At 60.0% G+C, this 20,398-nt stretch carries 12 protein-coding genes and 1 pseudogene; 7 read left to right on the top strand and 6 right to left on the bottom strand.

All coding sequences use genetic code 11. The features are described 5' to 3' along the window. Positions 1-494: 494 nt before the first annotated feature. Positions 495-1,091: a prephenate dehydratase domain-containing protein gene (locus AC0L2A_RS26015; RefSeq protein WP_473611229.1), complete on the bottom strand. Its 597-nt coding sequence runs from the start codon at positions 1,089-1,091 to the stop codon at positions 495-497. Between the two features lie 219 nt (positions 1,092-1,310). After that, positions 1,311-1,523 carry a cold-shock protein gene (locus AC0L2A_RS26010; RefSeq protein ID WP_008874821.1) on the bottom strand — a complete coding sequence of 71 codons (213 nt, stop codon included), beginning with the start codon at positions 1,521-1,523 and terminating at the stop codon, positions 1,311-1,313. Between the two features lie 519 nt (positions 1,524-2,042). Between AC0L2A_RS26010 and AC0L2A_RS26005 the strand changes: the two genes are divergently transcribed. From AC0L2A_RS26005 to AC0L2A_RS25995, 3 genes are all read left to right on the top strand, one after another. Beyond that, positions 2,043-3,602 (top strand): M16 family metallopeptidase, encoded by a 1,560-nt coding sequence (locus AC0L2A_RS26005; protein ID WP_473611227.1) that lies wholly within the window; start codon positions 2,043-2,045, stop codon positions 3,600-3,602. A 1-nt stretch (position 3,603) separates the two neighbouring features. Beyond that, positions 3,604-4,998 carry a M16 family metallopeptidase gene (locus tag AC0L2A_RS26000; RefSeq protein ID WP_473523937.1) on the top strand — a complete coding sequence of 465 codons (1,395 nt, stop codon included), beginning with the start codon at positions 3,604-3,606 and terminating at the stop codon, positions 4,996-4,998. A 275-nt stretch (positions 4,999-5,273) separates the two neighbouring features. Next, positions 5,274-7,115, top strand: a complete 1,842-nt coding sequence (locus tag AC0L2A_RS25995) for a type II toxin-antitoxin system HipA family toxin (RefSeq protein WP_473611248.1) — start codon at positions 5,274-5,276, stop codon at positions 7,113-7,115. An 801-nt stretch (positions 7,116-7,916) separates the two neighbouring features. Here the strand turns inward: AC0L2A_RS25995 and AC0L2A_RS25990 are convergent. Next, positions 7,917-8,105, bottom strand: coding sequence for a hypothetical protein (locus AC0L2A_RS25990; RefSeq protein ID WP_473611226.1), 189 nt, complete (start codon positions 8,103-8,105; stop codon positions 7,917-7,919). Then, positions 8,096-9,451 (bottom strand): aspartate aminotransferase family protein, encoded by a 1,356-nt coding sequence (locus tag AC0L2A_RS25985; protein WP_473611225.1) that lies wholly within the window; start codon positions 9,449-9,451, stop codon positions 8,096-8,098. Before AC0L2A_RS25985 ends, AC0L2A_RS25990 begins: the two co-directional genes overlap by 10 nt. 1,545 nt (positions 9,452-10,996) lie before the next feature. Between AC0L2A_RS25985 and AC0L2A_RS25980 the strand changes: the two genes are divergently transcribed. From AC0L2A_RS25980 to AC0L2A_RS25970, 3 genes are all read left to right on the top strand, one after another. After that, positions 10,997-12,427, top strand: a complete 1,431-nt coding sequence (locus tag AC0L2A_RS25980) for an NAD-dependent succinate-semialdehyde dehydrogenase (protein WP_473611247.1) — start codon at positions 10,997-10,999, stop codon at positions 12,425-12,427. 1,305 nt (positions 12,428-13,732) lie between these two features. After that, entirely contained in the window at positions 13,733-14,506 is a 774-nt protein-coding gene (locus AC0L2A_RS25975; protein WP_473611223.1) for an HAD-IIA family hydrolase, read from the top strand. Between the two features lie 687 nt (positions 14,507-15,193). Beyond that, the gene (locus AC0L2A_RS25970; protein WP_473611222.1) at positions 15,194-15,580 is read left to right on the top strand and encodes an aminotransferase class V-fold PLP-dependent enzyme; all 387 of its coding nucleotides are present in this window, start codon (positions 15,194-15,196) and stop codon (positions 15,578-15,580) included. A 389-nt stretch (positions 15,581-15,969) separates the two neighbouring features. Here AC0L2A_RS25970 and AC0L2A_RS25965 read toward each other — a convergent pair whose 3' ends face one another. Continuing rightward, positions 15,970-16,485: a DUF2285 domain-containing protein gene (locus tag AC0L2A_RS25965; protein WP_473488968.1), complete on the bottom strand. Its 516-nt coding sequence runs from the start codon at positions 16,483-16,485 to the stop codon at positions 15,970-15,972. A gap of 115 nt (positions 16,486-16,600) precedes the next feature. Beyond that, positions 16,601-16,762: pseudogene (locus AC0L2A_RS25960) on the bottom strand (transcriptional regulator domain-containing protein); the annotation flags it as partial. Positions 16,763-18,006: 1,244 nt separating this feature from the next. Between AC0L2A_RS25960 and AC0L2A_RS25955 the strand changes: the two are divergent. Continuing rightward, the gene (locus tag AC0L2A_RS25955) at positions 18,007-20,136 is read left to right on the top strand and encodes a prolyl oligopeptidase family serine peptidase (protein WP_473611220.1); all 2,130 of its coding nucleotides are present in this window, start codon (positions 18,007-18,009) and stop codon (positions 20,134-20,136) included. The last annotated feature ends 262 nt before the right edge of the window (positions 20,137-20,398 follow it).

Raw genomic sequence — 20,398 nt, 5'->3', positions numbered from 1 at the left:
CGCCCACAACGCGTCACAGTCATACAACGGTCACTGGTTTTGTGAGATGCTCGGCCGGTCGACATCTGTGCCTATGAATACTCCGTTTCGCAGGCAAGAAACTGGCGGGAACGACAAGATCGTCGGCGCGATTATCTCGTCCATGGCTTGCGCATTACGTGTACATCGCATCAAGGTCGATGCGGCAGCCCCTTGTTCGTCAGTGATAAGATCAACAGTTTTGGGGTTATGGACGGAAACTACCCTAGCCTAGCCACAACTAATAGCGACGTGGGTACGATCCGAGAATTCTCAGGCCATCAATCTCCGGCAACGCGGCCAGCGCCGGGTGCGTCAAAACGTGTCCAGCGACATCCATGACATACTGATGGGTGTCTAGCCGCTCGCAGGTCGGACGCTGATAGACATTGAGAACGGCTAAATCGTCATTCGAGAACCTGTTCAGGACACAACTGAAATTTTGCTCTGAAACGCGGAGGTGAAGTGTTGTCCGGTCAAAACCTGTCGGCGCAGGGGTCCTGCGCCCGAGCACCCACCACCGCGTAGTTATGCAGCCCTTTTTCAATTCCTGTTCGCAATATCTGCAGATTGTACAGCTTGGCACCAAGCGCAGGACCAAATGCTGCTATCGAGGGAGATTTTTGCTCTGCCACGAAAGACGTCGATCCCCGACGGCTCTCTCGCTCGACATTGGGCATGTTCTCGTCGAGCCACCCGGCCACCTCCTGCAGAGCCACGGGGTGGCCCACCACCTTAGCGATCTTCGAGAAACTCGCATCCTTGCTGGCCATGAGGCTGTAGCTCAGGACCTTCGGGTACTCGGCGATAATCGTAGGAGACCTCAAGCTCAAGACTTGGTCGAGGTAGGGAGTGGCTCCGACCAGAGAGGTCGTAGCTGCGAAGCATGCAACGTGGACGCAGCCATTCTCATATGCTTCGAACAATCCGTGGCTGAACGGAACGAGTTCAACTTGGTCACCAAAGAGGTCCAGCGAGGCTTGATGGGTCCAGGTCCCCTCAGGGCCAATGTACCCTGCCCTCTTGATCCAGGAGGTGTCGATCGCTGGAGGCTGGCTGAATTGCTCGTTCATTCCCCGGCACGCTCGATCGAGAATGCGATAAACATCTGCTGCGGAAAGTAAGAGGGCTGGGACCCGCCCCTCTTCGCTTGCAACATCGTGTGGCAGTAGAACTTAGCAGCTTGCTACAATCCGCTGCCCCAGTCGGCGGGGATCCGTGTTCTTGCCCGCTCCTATGGCGCGGTCAGTGGCACTTCTGCCCGGCTCTTGCCGGGCAGAAGCAGAAAAAGGTCAGCCAGCTTTGCTGAGACTGCCAGCGGATGATTTGCCAGTACGGCGGTCCTGTTCGACCTCATAGTTGATCTTCTGGCCCTCATTAAGGGTCGAAAGACCCGCTCGTTCGACAGCGGAAATGTGGACGAAAACGTCCTGACCTCCGTTGTCAGGCTGGATAAAACCGAATCCCTTGGTGCTGTTGAACCACTTCACCGTTCCAGTCGCCATAGCGTATTCCTTTGTAACAATTCAATGTAGGCAGGCCATAAGCCAGGTCCGCTTCATATCCGAGACTTTAGGGCAGCAAAAGCTAAAATAGCAAAAGCCCGGTCAAATCGCTAAAGCGGCTCGCAAGCTCCATCATGACCGCCTGTCGCGGACAGCGTCTCCCGCGCTGGCGCTCCGAATGGCAAACACAAGTTCTGAAACGCTCCGGTAAATTCCAGAACCGCGTCTATCGCTGGTTTGGAGTCCTGTTAGGGACCTGCGATCGGCCGATGTGAGCAAGAGTACGCGGACGACCAGCAACTACGGGCGCGCGCTGACGCCACCATCTTCGCCGCTGTCCTAAGGGTAGTTCACGTAGCCACCTCTTTAAGCGGCAAGCGCCCCCCATTCGGCGGTGTCAGACGTCGGACAATGTCGGAGGTACGCAACAGAGAGACCGTTGAATCGCATCGCCGAAACGGCTTTCTCATCTGGCACGGTTCCTGCGGGGTCATGCAAAACACGCAGGAGAGTCGTCCCATGATCCCCACCCAGAAAAATGCCGCCCCACCTTTCGCCGACCTACTCAAAACTGACATCCGAGCCGGGCCTGGCAGCATTGTGAGGGCTCGTCTGGACCGGCGCTGCCCACCGATCCACCTTCTCCCAGTGGGGGCGACAGGGACGCAGCACCTTCAAATTGAGGGACAACTCACTTCCGTGCGAACTTTGTCCATCGCCCGGTCACCACAACCGAAGCCACCGTCTGCTTGGCTGCGGGGCGCACTTTTTGCGACCGCGCTGGCATTTCTGACGACCGCGCCGTCTCCGGCGGCCGCCTATGACATAGCGAATTTCCTGCTCGACAACGGCATGGAGGTGGTCGTCATACCCGATCACCGCGCGCCCATCGTCACCCATATGCTGTGGTACAAGGTCGGCAGTGCCGACGAGCCTCAGGGCAAATCCGGCATCGCGCATTTCTTCGAGCATCTGATGTTCAAAGGGACGGCCAATCACGGCGCCGGCGAGCTGGACCGCGCGGTGGCGGAGATCGGGGGCTCGCTAAACGCCTTCACCTCTTACGATTATACTGCCTTCTACGAAAGAGTGGCGCCCTCGGCAGTGGAGCAGATGATGAGCTTCGAGGCTGATCGCATGCGCAATCTCACCCTCACGGATGACGTCATCAACACCGAGCGGGACGTGGTCCGCGAGGAGCGTCGCTTGAGGGTCGACAACAATCCGGAGGCGCTTCTCGATGAGGAGGTCGTCACGACGCTCTGGCAGAGCCAACCCTACCGGATCCCGGTGATCGGCTGGATGCACGAGATCGAGAAGCTGGACCGCAACGACGCCGTGGCTTTTTATGACAAGTACTGGCCGAACAACGCCGTGCTGGTGGTGGCAGGCGACGTCGAGCCCGAGGCCGTGAAGGCGCTGGCCGAGAAGACCTATGGCAAGGTCCCGCGTGGACCAGATCTGCCGCCACGCGAACGCCCGTCTGAGCCGGTGCAGAACACCAGGCGCACATTGACGCTAAGGGATGGCCGCGTTTCGGTCCCCATCTTTTCCAGATATTGGGTGGTGCCGTCCTATCGCACCGCCGAGCCCGGCGAAGCCGAGGCGCTGGACCTGCTGGCACAGATTCTCGCCGGGGGCAACCGCAGCCGGCTGTACCAGGAGCTCGTTGTGAAGCAGGGCATAGCCGCAGCGGCCGACGCTGATTTCGAGGGCACCATGCTGGATGCTGGCAAGTTCAGCATCCGTGGCTGGCCGCGCGGCAAGGCGAAGCTTGCGGATGTCGAGGCCGCAGTCGACGCCGAGATAGCGCGCATCGCCAGGAACGGCATCACCAGCGACGAACTGGAGAAGACGAAAAACCGCTATATCCGCTCGTTCATCTTCGCCCATGACGAGCAGGCCGCCGTCGCTGGCATGTATGGCGCCACGCTTGCCACAGGCGGCAATGTGAAAGACGTCGAGGAATGGCCGGACCGCATCCGCAAGGTCACGGCCGATCAGGTTAAGGCCGTTGCCGCCCGCTACCTCGTGTCCGACCATTCGACCACCGGCTATCTCCTGCCCAAGGAAAATTGATATGATGACGAACCAATTCCGGGCCATTCCACAAGCATTGCCCTCTCCTTTTGGACAAGGCTGGCGCCTCGCCTCCTGGCTGGCCGTCCTTTGCCTTGCTATTTTCTTCCTCACCCTGCCAGCGTGTACCGCCCGTGCTGCGGCGAACATCCAGGAGGTGAAATCTGAAAAGGGGATCACCGCCTGGCTGGTGGAAGACCATAAGCTGCCGATCGTCACGCTCCAGTTCGTGTTTGACGGCGGCACCAGCCAGGACCCGGCCGGTAAGGAGGGGCTTGCCAATTTGATGACCGGCTTGTTCGACGAGGGCGCAGGCGATCACGGCGGCGACACCTTTCAGGTGCGGCTCGATGATGCCGGCGCTGAGATGAGCTTCCACGCACGGCCTGACGGCATCTATGGCTCGGTGCGCATGCTTTCCCAGCGCCAGGACGCCGCTTTCGATCTCATCAGGCTCGCGTTGAACAGGCCCCGCTTCGATCAGGAACCCTTTGACCGAATCCGCGCTCAGCTTCTCTCCGGCATTATTGCCAACGAGCGCGAACCTCACGCGATCGGCAGGGATGCATGGCGGCGCAGGCTCTACGGCGCGCATCCGTATTCGAGGCCGCCCGAGGGCACCAAGGAAAGCCTGGCCCGCATAACGCCCGCCGATCTAAGCGCCTTCCACAAGGCCGCTTTCGCCCGCGAGGGGCTGCACGTGGCGGTTGTCGGCGACATCGATGCCAAAACTCTGAGTGCAAGGCTCGACCAGTTGTTCGGCGATTTGCCTCAGAAGCAGGCGCTCGCCCAGGTACCTGATGTCACCCCGAAGCTCGGCCAGTGGACGTTGGTCGCATACGCCCTGCCCCAGACTTCGCTCCAGCTGGCGTTTCCCGGCGTCGGACGCAGCGACCCGGAATTCTATGCCGCGCAGCTGATAAACGATATACTCGGAGGCTCGCCATTCACCTCACGTCTGTTCCAGGAAGTGCGGGAAAAGCGTGGCCTGGCCTACGGTGTGTCCTCCAGTTTGGAAGGCCACCAGCATTCCAACACGCTTGTCGTGACCACGTCGACGCGCGCCGACAGGGCGGCGGAGACACTCGACCTGATTAGACAAGTAATCAAGGAGCTGGTGGACACCGGGCCAACAGCGGCCGAGCTCGAAGCGAGCAAAAAGTATCTGATCGGGGCCTATGCTATGAGCAATCTTGGTTCCTCCAGGGCGATTTCAGCCACGCTTCTCAGGCTGCAGCTCGACAAGCGCGGAATAGACTACATCCAGCACCGCCCGGCCCTCATCGAGCAGGTGACGCTCGACGAAGTCAGGGCGGCGGCGAAGAAACTGCTTTCGGTCGAGCCCGCCATTATGGGCGTTGGCCCGCGGCTAGCTGGTGCCCGTGACAGCGAATAATCTCGCGCTCTAGGAATAGTTGCTGAAGGACTCCGCCCACATACGTTTGGCTGATTCGACTATGGTGCGGCAGAATGCACGCCTTGATTTCTGCCTGCTCGCCCTCGTAGACCAGGTTCTCGCCCGGCGGTCCGATTGCCGAGCCGGAGAACGCCCGACGTTCCGAGAAAGCATTTCTAACTTTCGCGTATATGAAACACGCGAAAGTTAGATTCTCTTGAATTTTGGAGCTCACTATGCTACTTTCCCGTATTTCAGATACGAGAAAGTTAGAAATGGCCCTTCACCTCGTCGGGGAAAACATCGATAAAACCCGCAGCCACTATCAGGCTGAAACGGGCAAGCTCGTCCAGCTAATGCGCGGCATCTATGTCGATGCCGGGGAGGATATCGAGGCCACGATACTCAAACACGCCGTCCGCATCGCCAAATACCTGTATCCCAACGCTTACCTCTCGGCGGCGAGCGCTGTCATTCTCGGCCCGACCCGCGATGGCCGTCTGTTCCTGAGCGGGCGACGAATACAGCGCACGCGCTTGCGCTCGCTGGAAATCATTCAGAACGCAGCCCCCGACCACCCATCAGTCGCTCAAGCGAATGTCGATGATGGCATGGGAGAATTCCGGATCGACGTCTCCTCGATGCGCCAGCGCTTCCTCGAAGCTTTCCGCCTGCGCAGCGAACACGCGGCATCCATCGATGAGACGATGCGCGAGACAATCGCGAACCGCCTCATAGAAGAATACGGCAGCGCCCAGGGCGCTGCCGACGCGACATGGGCGCTTGCCCGCGAAAACCAGTGGTATCGCGAAGGCGAGCACGCCGAGCGCTTCCTCCTGCGCCGTCCAGTGACCGCAGAGCCTGCGCGCAATGAAGCCGCGTTCGATCTGATCGTAGCGTGGCACGGCGCTCCGCTCGGCAATCTCACACATGATGGTTTTGAGTGGCGCTGGAATCCAGACGATCAGGATGGCCCGCCACTTGTTCGCCAGACCACGCCGGGCAAGCTCCCTCCTTTCATCCTCTCGCTGCTGCCTGAAGGCTGGCTTGAGTCGGTGTTGAATGACCGCGACGAGCGCGCGACGCTGCGCTCGGGCAAACGCTACATGTCCAACATCACCATCGTCGAGCGTGCGAGCGATCTCTCCGCCCTGCCGCCCGACGTCCTGCTAACCCGGCTCAATGGCTTCACTAGAAATTCTATCTTCACTGGCCAGTATGCAGGGCCGGGTCGTGGCGATCTGGAGCAGAGCTTCGAGCGCAATCTGGCGGAGATTTTCGAGCGTACTGATACGCCGCGTTTGTCAGGCGTTCAGATCAAAGCGCCGATGTTCCTCGATAACGACGGTACTCTCTCCCCCAGTACCGGCAAACCATTCACCCATATCCTCAAGCCTGCCGGTACAGGTGGATTTGAACCCCTGCCGGTTATCGAATGGCAGTCGCTCGCTTTGGGCAGCGCGGCCGGTTTCAAGACGCCCGCGACGGCGCTCGTCCCCATGCCTGACGGGATGCCTCCGGCGCTCCTCGTCGAGCGGTTCGACATCAGAACGAGACTTGACGACAAGCACCTTTTGGCGCTTGAGGATTTTTGCTCAGTGCTCGGTGTGCCCACGGAAGCAAAATACGACGGCACAATGGAGCGAATCGCGCGGGCACTAAGACCGCTATCGACCTCCCCCGAAGACGACGTCCTGCTTGTCCTCAAGCGATCCTTATTCGCCTGGCTGATCGCCGATGGCGACATGCACCTGAAGAACATGGCACTGCTGAAAATCGCAGAGCCCGGCAGCGCGCAGTTCAGCTCAGTCCGCATGGGTCCGCTCTACGACGCGGTCACGACTCGCGTGTTTCCACATCTCGAAAAAGACCGGATGGCCCTCAAGCTGAACGGCAAAGACGATCGTCTGCGGCGCGCCGACTTCAAGGCTTTCGCGAGCACGGCTGGCATCAAGGCAGCCGATGCGGATAGCAGCATCGACGATCTCGTTGCAGCCCTCTCACGCGCTCTCAACCACCTCGAATTGCCGCCGCCTCTATCAGACGGCTCTCAAGGCGCAAAGATGGCGGAGCAAATGCGCGCTATTGTCCACGAACGCATCGAAGGGTTTGCGTAGATATATCGATCTACTGATACGACGGTTTCCGCTCTCGGACCCAAACACCCTATATGGCTGAACCGCCTAGCCATATAGCGTTCGAGCTTGAGCTTGCGCTTTTCCCAATCCGGCCTCCATCCGCGTCCTCTTTTTTGACCCCCTTATGGACTTTGCGACGGTCAGCGTTCGCCCGGGCGGAGCTGGTCAAGGTTGCGCAGCCCGGGCGGGCGCGGATCGCGCTTGGCAGCTGAAGGGTGATCAGGCGCGGTTCTTGAAGCGCCAGGACTCGTGTGGACAGGTGACAAGTTATCGATGCTGCGGACTTGCAACTTTTCTCTGTCGTGAAAGGACAAGTTCTTTATCAATAATCCAAAATTTCACATTGGAATCATAATTCTTGATGATGTTCGCATTCCTTTCTGCGCGAAGGAATCGTCACCCGTATGGGCCAAGACTCTGCTTCGCCGAAGGCCACGCAGGGGCTTGGCCTCTACAACGACGCGATGGAAGCCTTCTTGATGGCGCAGGTCCGGGCCATTGTGCAGGAAGCGGCTCCCAGCAAAAACAACTCACACTGGGTAGAAGGACTCGGAAACGCCGCAAACCAACCCTGCAAAATCTCAGAAAACGGCAGGAATGCTGGAGGTTCGGTGAAAAACGAACGCAAACCTCTTCACTGCAGTCAAACCGCGAAGCCGATGGGGCGTCTTTGCGCGCGGCCCTCGATTTGCGCGTGTGCACGGGCAGGCAAGCTGACACTACCGGTCGATCCGGACCAGCCGCGAGGCGCTGTCATGCTGCGCCAAGCGCAATTGGCAGCTAACGGTCGAAATTAATTTGTTGAACCGGGTGCGAGCGGCACCGATGACCGCCCTTTGAATTGCAGCGTGTTCTCGACATGGCAACGGTCGTCGGTCGTTCGACGTTATTGTCGTGCGTATCGGCGAAGCCGCCGACGCGAGCGCTGCCGCGAAGCTGCGCTTTCCACCATTGCTCGATCAGTCCCACGGAGATTGTTTCCAAGTTTCATGAACGGCATCCACCAGCGCTGCGGCTAGGTCTTGGACATCGGTCTCGCTCATCGGAGTCGAGAGCGCGCCAGAGCAATTCGTCGTCATTAGAAAACTCCGTTCCAGCATTGCAAGGTGCACCTTTGAGAGCGCCGCCTTCTGCAACGCGCTCGGGAACGACGTCCGGTAGTTTCGGATCACTTCAGTCTTCAGGTGGAGCCGAAAGAGGGAGCTCGCGCCGGTAACGTGCGCGGGGAGTTCGCGCCTTCTGAGTTGCTCGAGGATTTCACTACGAAGCGTTTCGCCCATCTGGTTAAGACGGGCCACGGCATCCTTTGTGTATGATTGCAGTGCCACCAGCCCAGCTGTCATGCTGAGCGGGTTTGCGCTGAACGTGCCGCCGTGGGACACGGCTGGCTTGCCCCTGGTGTGATCGAAGACCGCCATGTACGACGCAGGCCCCGCTACGGCTCCAACGGGCAAACCTCCGCCGATGATCTTGCCCAAAGCGACCAGATCCGGCTCAAAGCCGAAGATGTCATGGGCGCCACGGAAACCGACGCGGTAAGAAACGACCTCGTCAACCACAAGCAGGATGCCGTAGCGGTTACAGCAATCCTGGAGGACCTCCCGCAAATCCGCCTCTATCGGAACCATGCCCACGCGGGGAGCAACTGGATCGAGAAGGATCGCGGCGAGGCGCTCATGGTGTGCACGGATGAGCTCTCTGCACGACTTGGCCTCGTTGTAAGGAAGGACAAGGACATCCGCGGCGGTGGAGGCGGGAGTTCCACTGGCATAGAGCACACTGTTAGGCGACGAATCGCCCCAGTTGTCTGGTGCAGAATCAAGGCTCACTTCCACATAGTCATAGGCGCCGTGATATGCGCCCTCGAACTTGGCAATCATCGGGCGCCCTGTAATAGCGCGAGCGGCCTTGACAGCGAACATAACAGCCTCGGTGCCGGAGCTCGTAAAGCGGACCTGCTCAAGCTTCGGCGAACGCGTCGTGATTGCTTCCGCGAGCCTGGTCTCGCTTGTGGTCGGAAGCCCGAATGCGGTGCCGTCGTCCAGGACCTTGTGCAGCGCCTCGATCACCGGCGGAAAGGCATGGCCGTGAATGAGCGAGAAGGAGTTGTTTGCGCAGTCGAAGACCTTGCTGCCGTCCGCGTCAGTGATCCAGCTGCCCGCTCCTGCCACAGCATAGGGCGGGTGGGGAGCGAAGAACTGCGCAGCACGCATGCTGCCGCCGGGCGTGATCTTTAGCGCTCGTTGAAACTCCTCGCGAGATTTTGGTCCAACGACCTCTCCCCGGTTGTGGCCCAGCCCTGAAATGCGCTGCATGTCCGAACTCCTTGACTACCTTTGTCGAGATGGCGAGGCTCTACGAAACTTTGATGCCATTTGGCGCTGGAGCGAGTTCTGATGGAGGTGCTTGCACCATCAACACGGATCGAGAATGCTGCCTACTTTCGTGGCGGAATCGCAGCTCGCCGGCACTCTCGGTGCCGCAACCATCACGCGAAACTGCGGCGTCGGCACGCCGGCATCGCGGGCTAGTCTCTTGGCGATGATCTTGTCGAGCGCTAGCCCATGCCGGGGCGGGCCGGATCCGGTGTACGGGATGCCCGCCGGGGCATGGCGGGAACGTGGGTGAGACCACTTCTCGCCCTGAATACCGTACGCATGTTGAAGGCGATCCCCGAGGGCCGGGCCTGCGGATGGGCGGCATAAACCACACGAGCGAAGTGAGCAGTTCTTTATCGCCGTCGCACCCCGGCGTCTGGTGGCCGCCCTCTCGCAGTACCGCCGTCATGCTTTCGACCTCGCCGCGGTGGTCGACCTCCGGGCGCGGCTGTCCGAACCGATGATCATGCCGGTGTGACCATGGATCTATACGACGACTACTCGCATCAGCTACTCCCTCAGTTTGCGCACCGTCACGTTCTGCGCGCAGTTGGTTGATCGAGAGGAACAATTCGTCTGGGCCCCCCGGCCGTTAACTGTCACGTGCAATTGACGTGCCACCGAGGAGCGCGATCAAAAGGAGAAAAGCACGCATTCGTGCCACGCGGGGTGGGATGCCGGCGCGTCAGTTGTGTCGGGTTTCGAACCTAAGACGTCTTCAATCGGACACGGCCGGAAACAGGAACATCTCCTGGTCTTCAAGGATAGAGGCCGAGCTCGAGGCAACCAAGGAACATGGATCGGCGCCTATGCTATCTACAAACTGGATCCCTCCAGGTCGATTGCAGCCCCGCCCCTCGAATCGCAGCTCGAGAAGCTCGGCATCGACAACACTCAGCGCCGCGCAGCCTGATCGATCGGTGATGCTCGATCAAGTCAGGGCAGCGGCGGAGCTGCTTCCGGCCGAGCCCGCAATTTATGGTCGTCGGCCTGACGCTGGGGGCAAGGATGAGCCCGGCAGCCCAGTTCGCCTTCCTTCTCCCTTTCTCGGGGAAATAAATTCGGTTCGGTGAGAAATGCCGGCGGAGCTGTTTTCGCGGGCGTGCGAAGCACCTGCCGGGTCAGTCGACCGATCCGCCGAATCGTGGCTCGCCTTCTCCTCATGGGAGCCTCCCTTCCGATGGCAGAGATCGCGATCCGTTCAGGCCACATGAACTGGCTGCGCGGTCGGAAGCCGATGTCCATTGTTCAGGTTGTCACTTAATGAGAACCGCAAGCCATCGACCACGACAGTTCAAGAATTCTCCCTTTAACCTTTAAGTTGAGTGGAATGGTCTACCAGCCATCAGGCCGACGCCCTATAAGCATCCCCGGACGCGGAATATACACCGACGCCTGCTGACATGCGTATCCGCAGTGTTTGAGAGGAATTCAGTATTGCCCCTGTGCCTGCCGATTGTCCGCCACCTGAAATCCGCGGACCTGTTTGGCGCCATCGATCGCCTGCCGGCGCTCGGCACGCCAGTTAGCGAGCGGACATTCGAGGTCCTCAACCCGTCGAGCGGCGAAGTGCTGGCAGTACTTCCCGACATGGGTGTGGAGGAGACACGCGCTGCGATCGAAAAGGCCTACGTAGCGCAGCCTGGATGGGCGGCTCTGACCGCCCGAGAACGCAGCGACGTTCTGTGGCGATGGCATGAGCTGATCATCGACCACGCCGGTGATCTTGCCGCCATACTCACTGCAGAGATGGGCAAGCCGTTTGCCGAAGCCAAGTCGGAGGTTTCGCATGCGGCCGCGTATCTGCAATGGTACGCCGAAGAAGCCAATCGCATCTATGGCGAGACGATCCCCGCACCCTCGACAGACCGTCGCATGCTGGTGATCAAGCAGCCGATCGGTGTCGTCGGCACGATTACGCCATGGAATTTCCCAGCGTCGATGGTGGCGCGCAAGATCTCGCCGGCCTTGGCGGCGGGCTGCGCGATCGTGCTCAAACCTGCTGAACAGACGCCGCTCGTGGCAGGCGCAATGTTCGCCCTCGCGCATCAAGCCGGCTTTCCAGACGGTGTCGTCAACCTGATCTATGCGTCCGAAGGTGCTGGCGTTGGACGCGAACTCTGCTCCAATCCCAAGATCCGCAAGATCAGCTTTACAGGCTCGACCGAGGTTGGCCGGCTGCTCATGCGCCAGTGCTCGGACCAGATCAAGAAGGTCAGCCTCGAGCTCGGCGGCAATGCCCCTTTCATTGTCTTTGATGACGCCGACATCGACGCTGCGGTTGACGGCGCGATCCAGGCGAAGTTCCGCAACGCCGGCCAGACTTGCGTTTCAGCGAACCGCCTTTACGTCCAATCGAGCGTTCACGATGAGTTCGTTGAGAAGTTCGTGGAGAAAGTCCGGTGCTTGTCGGTTGGCGACGGCTTCGCCCCCGGAGTGGACGTCGGACCGCTCATCGACTTGAATGCTTTGGCCAAGATCGAGTCCCACATCGCAGATGCCGTTGCCAAGGGTGGGACAATTCGATGCGGGGCCGAACGTATCGGCAAGGATGGCACCTTCTTCAAACCCACAGTCCTCACCGAAATCTCCAGCATGATGGCGGTTGCGCAAGAGGAGACTTTCGGGCCGCTGGCGCCGATCATTCGCTTCCACGAGGCGGATCAGGTTGTGCGTGAGGCCAACGACACGATCTACGGCCTCGCCGCCTATTTCTATGCCTCGAACCTGAAGCGTGTCTGGCGCGTGGCCGAGGCATTGGAATATGGCATGGTTGGCATCAACACGGGGCGTATGTCTTCGGAAGCGGCGCCCTTTGGCGGGATGAAGCAGTCCGGCATCGGGCGGGAGGGTTCCCGCCACGGGCTCGAAGACTACCTCGAAATGAAATATCTCTGCATAGGCGGAATCTGATCTCTATGTGGATGGACACCTCCGGCTCAGAATGAACCAAAGGGATGATCGAGCGCTTTGGCGAACCTGCTTGCGGCTGGTTCGGGTCGTCTATCGCGACCCCGGCCTGCGCGCCTTAAGTGTGCATCTAGGCGCCCAGTACGTTGAACCGCCTCCGCGGCGACGAGCCAAGGCGCCGGTACCTGACGGTACGTTGCTCATCCTATCCAACCGCGGCAAGCATATCATCTGTGCGGGGCGACAGCATCAAGAAGTACCCGGAGATCCACGCCGCCGACAGCTCACCCTTATATGGATATCCTGATAGGTTCGGCCGTAATCGCTCGTTTGGGCCTCATAAATGTCCCCTGTTAAACGACGTATAGCTTCTTCGGAACGGGCCGGTGCCGATCACAGTTCGGCGCCCCAATTGCCTCATTTAGTAATTTTGTCCGATCACGTTCAGATAGGGTTGAGGGGCATTTTCCAACCCACGTGTTCGGCTCGCTGTCGTGAAATTCAAACACGGGATCAGCCTCTTTCCGACGTGCTTGAATCGACGCTCGCCATTGTCACAGCGCCGCCCCGTTGCGTTTTCCTTCTTTGCAACGCCGCCCGCTGCCATTTTCTATATTCGCTCCTGCCAAGCATCAATACCCGGCCGCCGCCCCCAAAACGAAGTGTCTTCGGGTTCTGCCTCAAAAAATGCCCTAAGGCGCCCCTTCCTGTTGCCGCGGCCCAAGCTCGGCGACTAGCAGGCTTTTGAACGGGTCAGGCTCTTTGCGAAGGGACATCGCAGGCGCCCGACTGTTACCCTGACTTGGCGGAAACGCGAAAACAAGTGAACGGGTAAACCACTCGCGGTCGGCGTCAATATTCGGTACTGAATCACACCTTGGGCGCGGGAGCGACTCTCGAAATCGTTCGATTGGCTGTCCGACCATTGGGAAGTCCGCCAAGGCACCGGCGTGTTTGCGTCCGCGGCGCGAGACAATGCTGGTTCACTGTGGTGCCGTCAATCACGATGGTTCTGCAGAGAAACGTCTCGCCAGGTGGTTCACGCGAACTAGAACGCGATCGTCCATCAGATGCGCTGACACAGCGAATGTCGTCAGCCCAACGGTGCAGCGCGTCCGCACGGCGAGCGGATGACCCGACGGACACTTTTTACGCCGCAACCTCCTTATTGCCGCACAAGCAATTGAGCGCCCTTCGCGCATCGCTCTGAATCGCTACAGTCGCCGGTATTCCGGCCTGGAGAAGATACAGTGACACTAGACGTGCCCAGGCCGCGCATCCACGAGAGACATTGAGGGGTGAGATCCAATGATAATAGCGCATCTGCTCGACATGGACGGGGTCCTGGTCCGCGGCGGCCAACCGATTGCTGGCTCGGTCGACTATGTCGCCGGGCTAGTCGCCAAGGGTGAGCCGTTTCAGATCTTCACCAATAACTCGCGCTTCACGCCCGAAGATCATGCCGAGCGTCTAAGAGCGCTTGGCTTCGCCGTGCAGCCAGAGCACATCTACACGTCGGCGCTCGCCACTGCGCGGTTCGTGGAACTGCAAAAGCGCGGATCATCTGCTTATGTCATCGGCGACCACGGTCTGGTCGAGGCCCTGCGGCAGGCAGGCTGCCGGATAACGGAGTTTGCCCCCGAGTTCGTGGTCCTCGGAGACACCACTTCGTACCACTACGAGCAGATCGCAACTGGCGCCGAGCTTGTGGCGAAGGGCGCGCGCTTTCTCGCCACCAATCCGGATGCGACTGGCCCGACCGAGCGGGGCTCCCATCCGGCATGCGGTGCAGTCGCAGCGCTAATCGAGAAGGCCACCGGCCGTCAGCCCTATTTCGTCGGGAAGCCGAACCCGTTCATGATGCGTAACGCGCTCGACCGGCTCGGAGTGCGAGCTGTCGATACCATCATGGTCGGTGACCGCATGGACACCGACGTGCTCGCCGGGCTGGAATCGGGCCTGAAGACAGCCCTTGTGCTTACTGGGGTCACGAAACTGGTTGACATAGAGCGGTTTCCATTCAGACCGGACCACGTGGTCGAGTGCCTTGCCGATCTGGGCCAGATCATCGTGAACCAATGAGCCGAGCGCACCCCTACACGAAGACCGAACGCTCCCTCTACGTTCCCAATGGCGGCCGTCAAAGGGCAATTATCTGGAGGAACAGCTGGCCGCATCCAGAAAAGAAGTGATAGGCGGGACAACTTGGTCGAAGTACACCCATGTAGCCAATGCAGGCCGATCTTGGCTTCCATGAAGCAAGAGGTCTTCGACCGAAGAGTCTCGCGCGCCGAAGTAGGCTACCAGCGAACGGGTCAGGCTGGATCGAGCCAGATGCGTTCGCTGCGACACTCACGCCCGACACCGCCTTCGGTTCTGTCATGGCTGCGACAACGAGATGGGCGTCGTTCAACCCATTGTAGTTTAGACCGATATCGTCGCCGCCTCGCTCCGGAGGCGATCCTACACGTGGACGCCGCGCAGGTTGTTAGTCGTATACCCATAGATCTGACAGACGAGTTCGTCGAAGTCGATCTGCTCTCCCTATCAGCGCATTAATTCCAAGGCCCGAAAGGCGTGGGCGCGTTGTACATTAGGGAGGGGTTGCGCCTCGAACCGCTTTTTTATGGTGAACAGGAGGACGGGCGACGGCGCGGGACGCTGAACAGCTAAGCAGCCGCCTGACTGGCCGTTGCCGCAGAACAGGCGGCTCGGCGGCTGAGTCTAGCGAGTGGCATCGAAGCGCTTCGAAACAACTTTGAACGGGAGTTGGCAATCCGCCTGCCGCTAGTACGTTTTATTGGGATTCGAGCACCACGCCTTCCAAATACGTGCTCCTTGACCATCCCGTGGTGTGACGCCGATGCGATTGTCGAGCGCCTGGCGATGTGCGGAATCTGTCTCTCCACAGGTTCCGCCTGCCGCGCTGGCTCCACCGCTCCGTCGCATGTGCTGACGACGATGGGGATCAGCTATGAAGATGCTAAGCCTACGCTGCGAGTGAGCCTTTCCACATTTACTCCAAAGGCGGATCTCGAGTTGGCAATGGCCGAAATAGTCGCTGCCGTGAACACGGAGCCACAACGACCGCGCTCGAAGTCTGACAATTCTTCAGCACCAGTTCGCATAGCCGGACGCGAAACATTGCGCCTCTAATTTGAAGTTCTGAACGCGAGTACATCTGAACACGGATGCCCGGCAGGAGACTGAGCTCGCTGCCGGGCCGGGTACGCCTTGGGAGGTGGCGTAATTCAGCGACTCTCGTGGAGGTGGAAACCACTCAGTCCGCGTGTTTTGCTGAATAGCATGCATGTACCGTGCCAGGTCAAAAAGCGCTTAAAAACACCCGAGAGTCAGAGTCCTGTACCTTGCGTACTCGACATTGTCGGCTATCGGACAATACGAACGTGCCTCTTGGCATCGACGATGCCTCAACCAGAGCGCCCTCGAAGGCCGTTCGCTGCCATGTCGAGCGGCCAATCGGTGGTGACGGGTTTTAGCTCCGAACTGTTCGCCGGCTGACGCACAGGGCGGACTGTCACTTTTTAAAGAAGGAAATCTCTGTACCCTCCATTCATGAGGGCGCGGCCACGCGAGACGGCACGGCGAATGCGGTCGCGCAGATGATCGCGAGGATCCCTCCAGTCGGCATGGACGCGCCGTTGACCAACCAGCGCTTCGGCGAGCTCACGATGTGACGCCCCAGCAAGTGAGCCGTCGAGCGCACGAAGAACGAAGGTCAAACGCGGACCGCGTCTTTCCGGCGGAAACAAGCGGGCGGGCAGGTGTTGACCCAGACTTAGAGAATTGAGGCACTCGAGCGCCCTCAGACGGGGCTTCGAAAGCATCGCTGGCCAGATCGCCTCGGTGCGGAGGCAAACAGGGCGCAAGATATCCGCGCCAGAGACGGCGAGCTGGAGCGTATGTTCCGCATTGCGAAGAAGAACATGCTGGCCCTTGTCGGGCGCCAGCAGGACCGTCGCACGACATGGCAACGCCGAGAGCTCGAACGGCAATGTCGCCGAGGATGCGGACAGCTGTTCTGCAATGACCGGCAGCACATGGACGCACCAGAGCGGGGACCAGAATACGAGCGAATTTCGCCCATAAGACTCGGCGAAACAGGACACCCCAGCGCGACAGGTCACCGGCCAACGCGACCACGTCGAGAAAGGGTTGGTTAGACAGAGTATGGGCCTGCTGGCGCGCAGCGATCAGATCACGCTGGAATGCTGGGTTGCGGCGTAAGAACTCCCAGGCCCACTCGCGCGGCGTCAGACCAGCGGTGTAATCGTATGATCTTTCATCGCGCCAATCAGCCTCGTCCGCGCCAGTCACGAGAATTGTAGGCACGACTGTGCTCCCCTGCCCGCCCCCAGGGGGGTCGAAAGTTTATGCCACTTGGCAAAGCACCGGCGCCGAAGGCACCAGATTTCGACGCCGACATTTCGTCGAAGTGTGCGCCATTGGCACTCTCGAGGGCAGAAGGCGCGCGCAAATGGCCACCAGACCGTCGAACCCGCGCAGCGACAGGCAGCGCGGCCTGTGCACGCCAGGGCAATCGAATTGATAGCGGTGATCGGCTCCTGCGTCGCGTTCAAGACGCTCCTTGGAGACGAAGTTGCGTAGCGGTGGATTGCCCGGTGCTTGTGGGCAAGTTGTCGTAGCGCAGGTGCTATAAAGTGAGTCATCGTAGGTCTCCTCGGGGGAATTTCCACCATTGGAGGCCAAGTTTCAGGGTATGGCAGCCTGTATAGGTGTACAGGTTGAGCCGACTGTGCAGTGGGCCCGCAAAACGAACAAGCAAGGCGCGCAATTGCTTTTGGGGTGGTGCTCACGCCGGGGTTTTGCGAGCGGCATGGAGATGGAGCGGCCGGGGGCCACTTGCGCCTGCTGCAGCTGATTCTTCCAAGCAGACTTGCCCCGCACTGCCCTGTTGCCGCGGCACACCAATGCGTAGCGTCAGGTAGACATCGTCGACCATTAGGCGTCTCGTTGAGATACTAGGCCGAGCCCGAGCTCCCCCAATCCTAAACCCTCATATCGGACGGCGGCCCGACATCAGCCCAGGTTGCCATAGGGACGAGTCCCATGCGTTCGCCCGAATGCAGCTTGGTGACTTGATCGACAGACTTCAAGAATGCAATCAAGGGAACGGTGCAGGCCAAGATTGCGGCAGGGCTTGGGCACCATCAGGTCGCCCAAGCGGCGCCCAGCCCCTTTCCTCGAATCTCCGGTTTTTTGCCGCTGGACCACAGCCCAGCCACTCCTGCTTGAGTGCTGCACGGTGTCACCGCTCGCGCCGGAGGTTGATCCGGTGATTACGGGGTACGCTCGTTGTCGCATTCGCGACGATGTCTGACATCTGACACAGCGCTGCCAGAGCGATCCCATTGTTCCGTAAGGATTTCCCAGTTGGCACGACGGTTGCGGTCCTATGCGCAAAAGCACTGCGACGCCGCACCGACTGGGAAGAACTCATCCATGATCACGCTTTTCGAACATGCGGGCGACGCCGCAAACATTGATCCTTCTCGAGCAGGCGAGAGCCATTGCGCCTTCATTCCTCAGGTCTTTCGCACATGAGCGAATTCGATTTCCGCCCAACGCTGAATGCGCCCGACGATGACCCTCATCTTTGGCTTGAAGATGTAGAAGGCGAACCGGCACTTGCGTGGACCGCCAGCCAGTCGGCAAAGACCCTGAAGCACTTCGCGGGAACGCAGTTCGAGCGCGACCGGGCGGCCCTGACAGCGATTTTCGACCGTCCTGACAAGATTCCCACCATCTGGCGCCGTGGTCAGTACCTCTACAATTTCTGGCAAGATGCCGGAAACCCGCGAGGACTGTGGCGCCGGACCACCCTTGCCGCCTATATGAAGGCGGATCCCCAATGGGAGCTACTGGTCGATCTGGACGCCCTCGCGGCTAGCGACGGAGAAGACTGGGTTTGGGGCGGCGCGTCGATCGAGCCGGAGACGCGCGAAAGAGCCGTCTTGCGCCTGTCGCGCGGCGGCAGCGACGCGGTCGTGCATCGCGAATTCGACCTGAGCTCTCTGAGCTTTGTCGCCGACGGTTTCAATCTCCCCGAGGCCAAGGGTGACATTGATTGGCTCGACCCCAACACGCTTCTGCTTTCCAGTGCGCTTGGTCATGGCATGGCCACCCGCTCCGGTTACGCGCGCACCGTGCGACTGTGGAAGCGTGGCGCGGATCCCCTCACCGCGCCGGTAATCTTCGAGACCGGTTCCGAAACCCTGGGTGTGTCTGGCCATCTGGACCGTACCGCCGAGAGCGAGCGCGTGTGGTTCATCGAGCAGCTGGCCTGCTTCGAGAAGATAGTCCGCATTGGCGATGAAAGCGGGCCGAAGATTGAGATCGACCTTCCCAAGGGCGCCAGGTGGGCTAACTTCGGCGATTGGCTGGCGGTAAAGCCGCGCACAGCATGGACGGTTGCCGGGACGACCTATCACGCCGACGCGCTGATCGGCATCTCGCTTTCCTCTTTCCTGGCCGGCGAACGCCGTTTCAGTACCCTGTTTGAACCGGACGAGAGGCGCTGTCTGCAGTCATTCTTCTGGAATGACGGGAAGCTCATTATCGGATACCTGGCGAACCTCGCTCCGAGATTCGAGGTGTTGCACCCCGGGCCCGCAGGATGGACACGCCGAGCCCTGGACACCGTGCCCGCGCAAGGGGCCGTTGGCCTCTGGTCACTCGATGCGGCAGTTCACGAGACCAATGGAGAGGTCCTCGTTTCGGCTCAGGACCCGATCACGCCGCGGCAGCTTTTCCTATTCGATCTCAATGCCGCGCCGCCGCTCGGTGCTCCAGTGATCCTGAAGCGCAACCCGGAGACTTTCGACGCATCCGGACTGGTGGTCACGCGCCACGAGGCAGTCTCGATCGATCATGAGATGATCCCCTATACGCAGGTTGGTCCGGCGAACGGGAACGGAGATGCCCCGGTTCATCTCAGCGCCTATGGTGGGTTCGGCATATCGCTCCTGCCCTCCTACAACTCCTCGCTCGGCAAGCTGTGGCTCGAGCGCGGCGGCACGTGTGTGGTGGCGAACATCCGCGGGGGCGGCGAGTTCGGCACCCGCTGGCACGATGCCGGGCGGAGGGAGGGCAAGCGTCTCGCCCATGACGATTTCGCCGCCGTTGCCGCCGACCTCGTGCGAAGGGGCATTACGCTGCCGAGGCGGATTGCCGCCGAGGGGGGCTCAAATGGCGGCCTGCTGATCGCCAACATGCTTACCCGCTATCCTGAGCGTTTCGGCGCGCTGTTCTGCATGGTTCCGCTTATCGACATGCGCCGCTACACCAAACTCCTGGCGGGCGCGAGCTGGATCGACGAATATGGCGATCCCGACAAGGCTGACGATTGGGCTTTCCTGAAGGAAATTTCCGCCTATCACACTGCGACGCCCGGACAGCCCTATCCGCCTATCCTGCTCGCGACCACGAAGCGGGACGACCGCGTCCATCCGGGCCACGCGCGCAAAATGGCGGCAAAGCTGCAGGCCCTTGGCTATCCCGCGTACTTCTACGAGCCCGGCGCGGGCGGCCACGGCTACGGCAAGGACAATCGGGAGCGCGCTGCATTCATCAGTCTTGGCATCCACTTCCTTCGCAGCGCGATCGGCTGGCACGCCGATAGCTTTCATAGACGACCGGGAGCTCGACAAGCGCGGACTTCGGATGAGTGAGTACAGGTCGAGGACTGCGACAAAGGTGTAAATAATGCGAGCACGGTTTGCGCAAATGCGCGCCCCGCACGCTGTCGATATCAATCAATACTGCAGGACTATTGCAGTCTACCATTTCTGAAGAGCAAGGAGAAATATCATGGCAACAAAGCGAGTGAAGGTGGCGCGGGGAGTAACAGCGGCCGTCGTCTTGATGCTGCTGGCACAGCAGGCTATCGCGACTCCAAAAGCCCCCTGCGCCTCTCCGCCTCCCCCTCCGCCT

This window comes from Mesorhizobium sp. WSM4844 (assembly GCF_055811775.1).
The sequence above is the reverse complement of the archived record's forward strand: the minus strand, read 5'-3'. Positions and strand labels throughout refer to the sequence as shown.

What these genes read in the sequence shown, in the direction of transcription:
- AC0L2A_RS25995 (WP_473611248.1), top strand. Translation starts at nt 5,274, where the DNA reads ATGGCCCTTCACCTCGTCGGGGAAAACATCGATAAAACCCGCAGCCAC.
- AC0L2A_RS25985 (WP_473611225.1), bottom strand. Translation starts at nt 9,451, where the DNA reads ATGCAGCGCATTTCAGGGCTGGGCCACAACCGGGGAGAGGTCGTTGGA.
- AC0L2A_RS25955 (WP_473611220.1), top strand. Translation starts at nt 18,007, where the DNA reads ATGAGCGAATTCGATTTCCGCCCAACGCTGAATGCGCCCGACGATGAC.
- AC0L2A_RS26015 (WP_473611229.1), bottom strand. Translation starts at nt 1,091, where the DNA reads ATGAACGAGCAATTCAGCCAGCCTCCAGCGATCGACACCTCCTGGATC.
- AC0L2A_RS26000 (WP_473523937.1), top strand. Translation starts at nt 3,604, where the DNA reads ATGATGACGAACCAATTCCGGGCCATTCCACAAGCATTGCCCTCTCCT.
- AC0L2A_RS25975 (WP_473611223.1), top strand. Translation starts at nt 13,733, where the DNA reads ATGATAATAGCGCATCTGCTCGACATGGACGGGGTCCTGGTCCGCGGC.
- AC0L2A_RS26005 (WP_473611227.1), top strand. Translation starts at nt 2,043, where the DNA reads ATGATCCCCACCCAGAAAAATGCCGCCCCACCTTTCGCCGACCTACTC.
- AC0L2A_RS26010 (WP_008874821.1), bottom strand. Translation starts at nt 1,523, where the DNA reads ATGGCGACTGGAACGGTGAAGTGGTTCAACAGCACCAAGGGATTCGGT.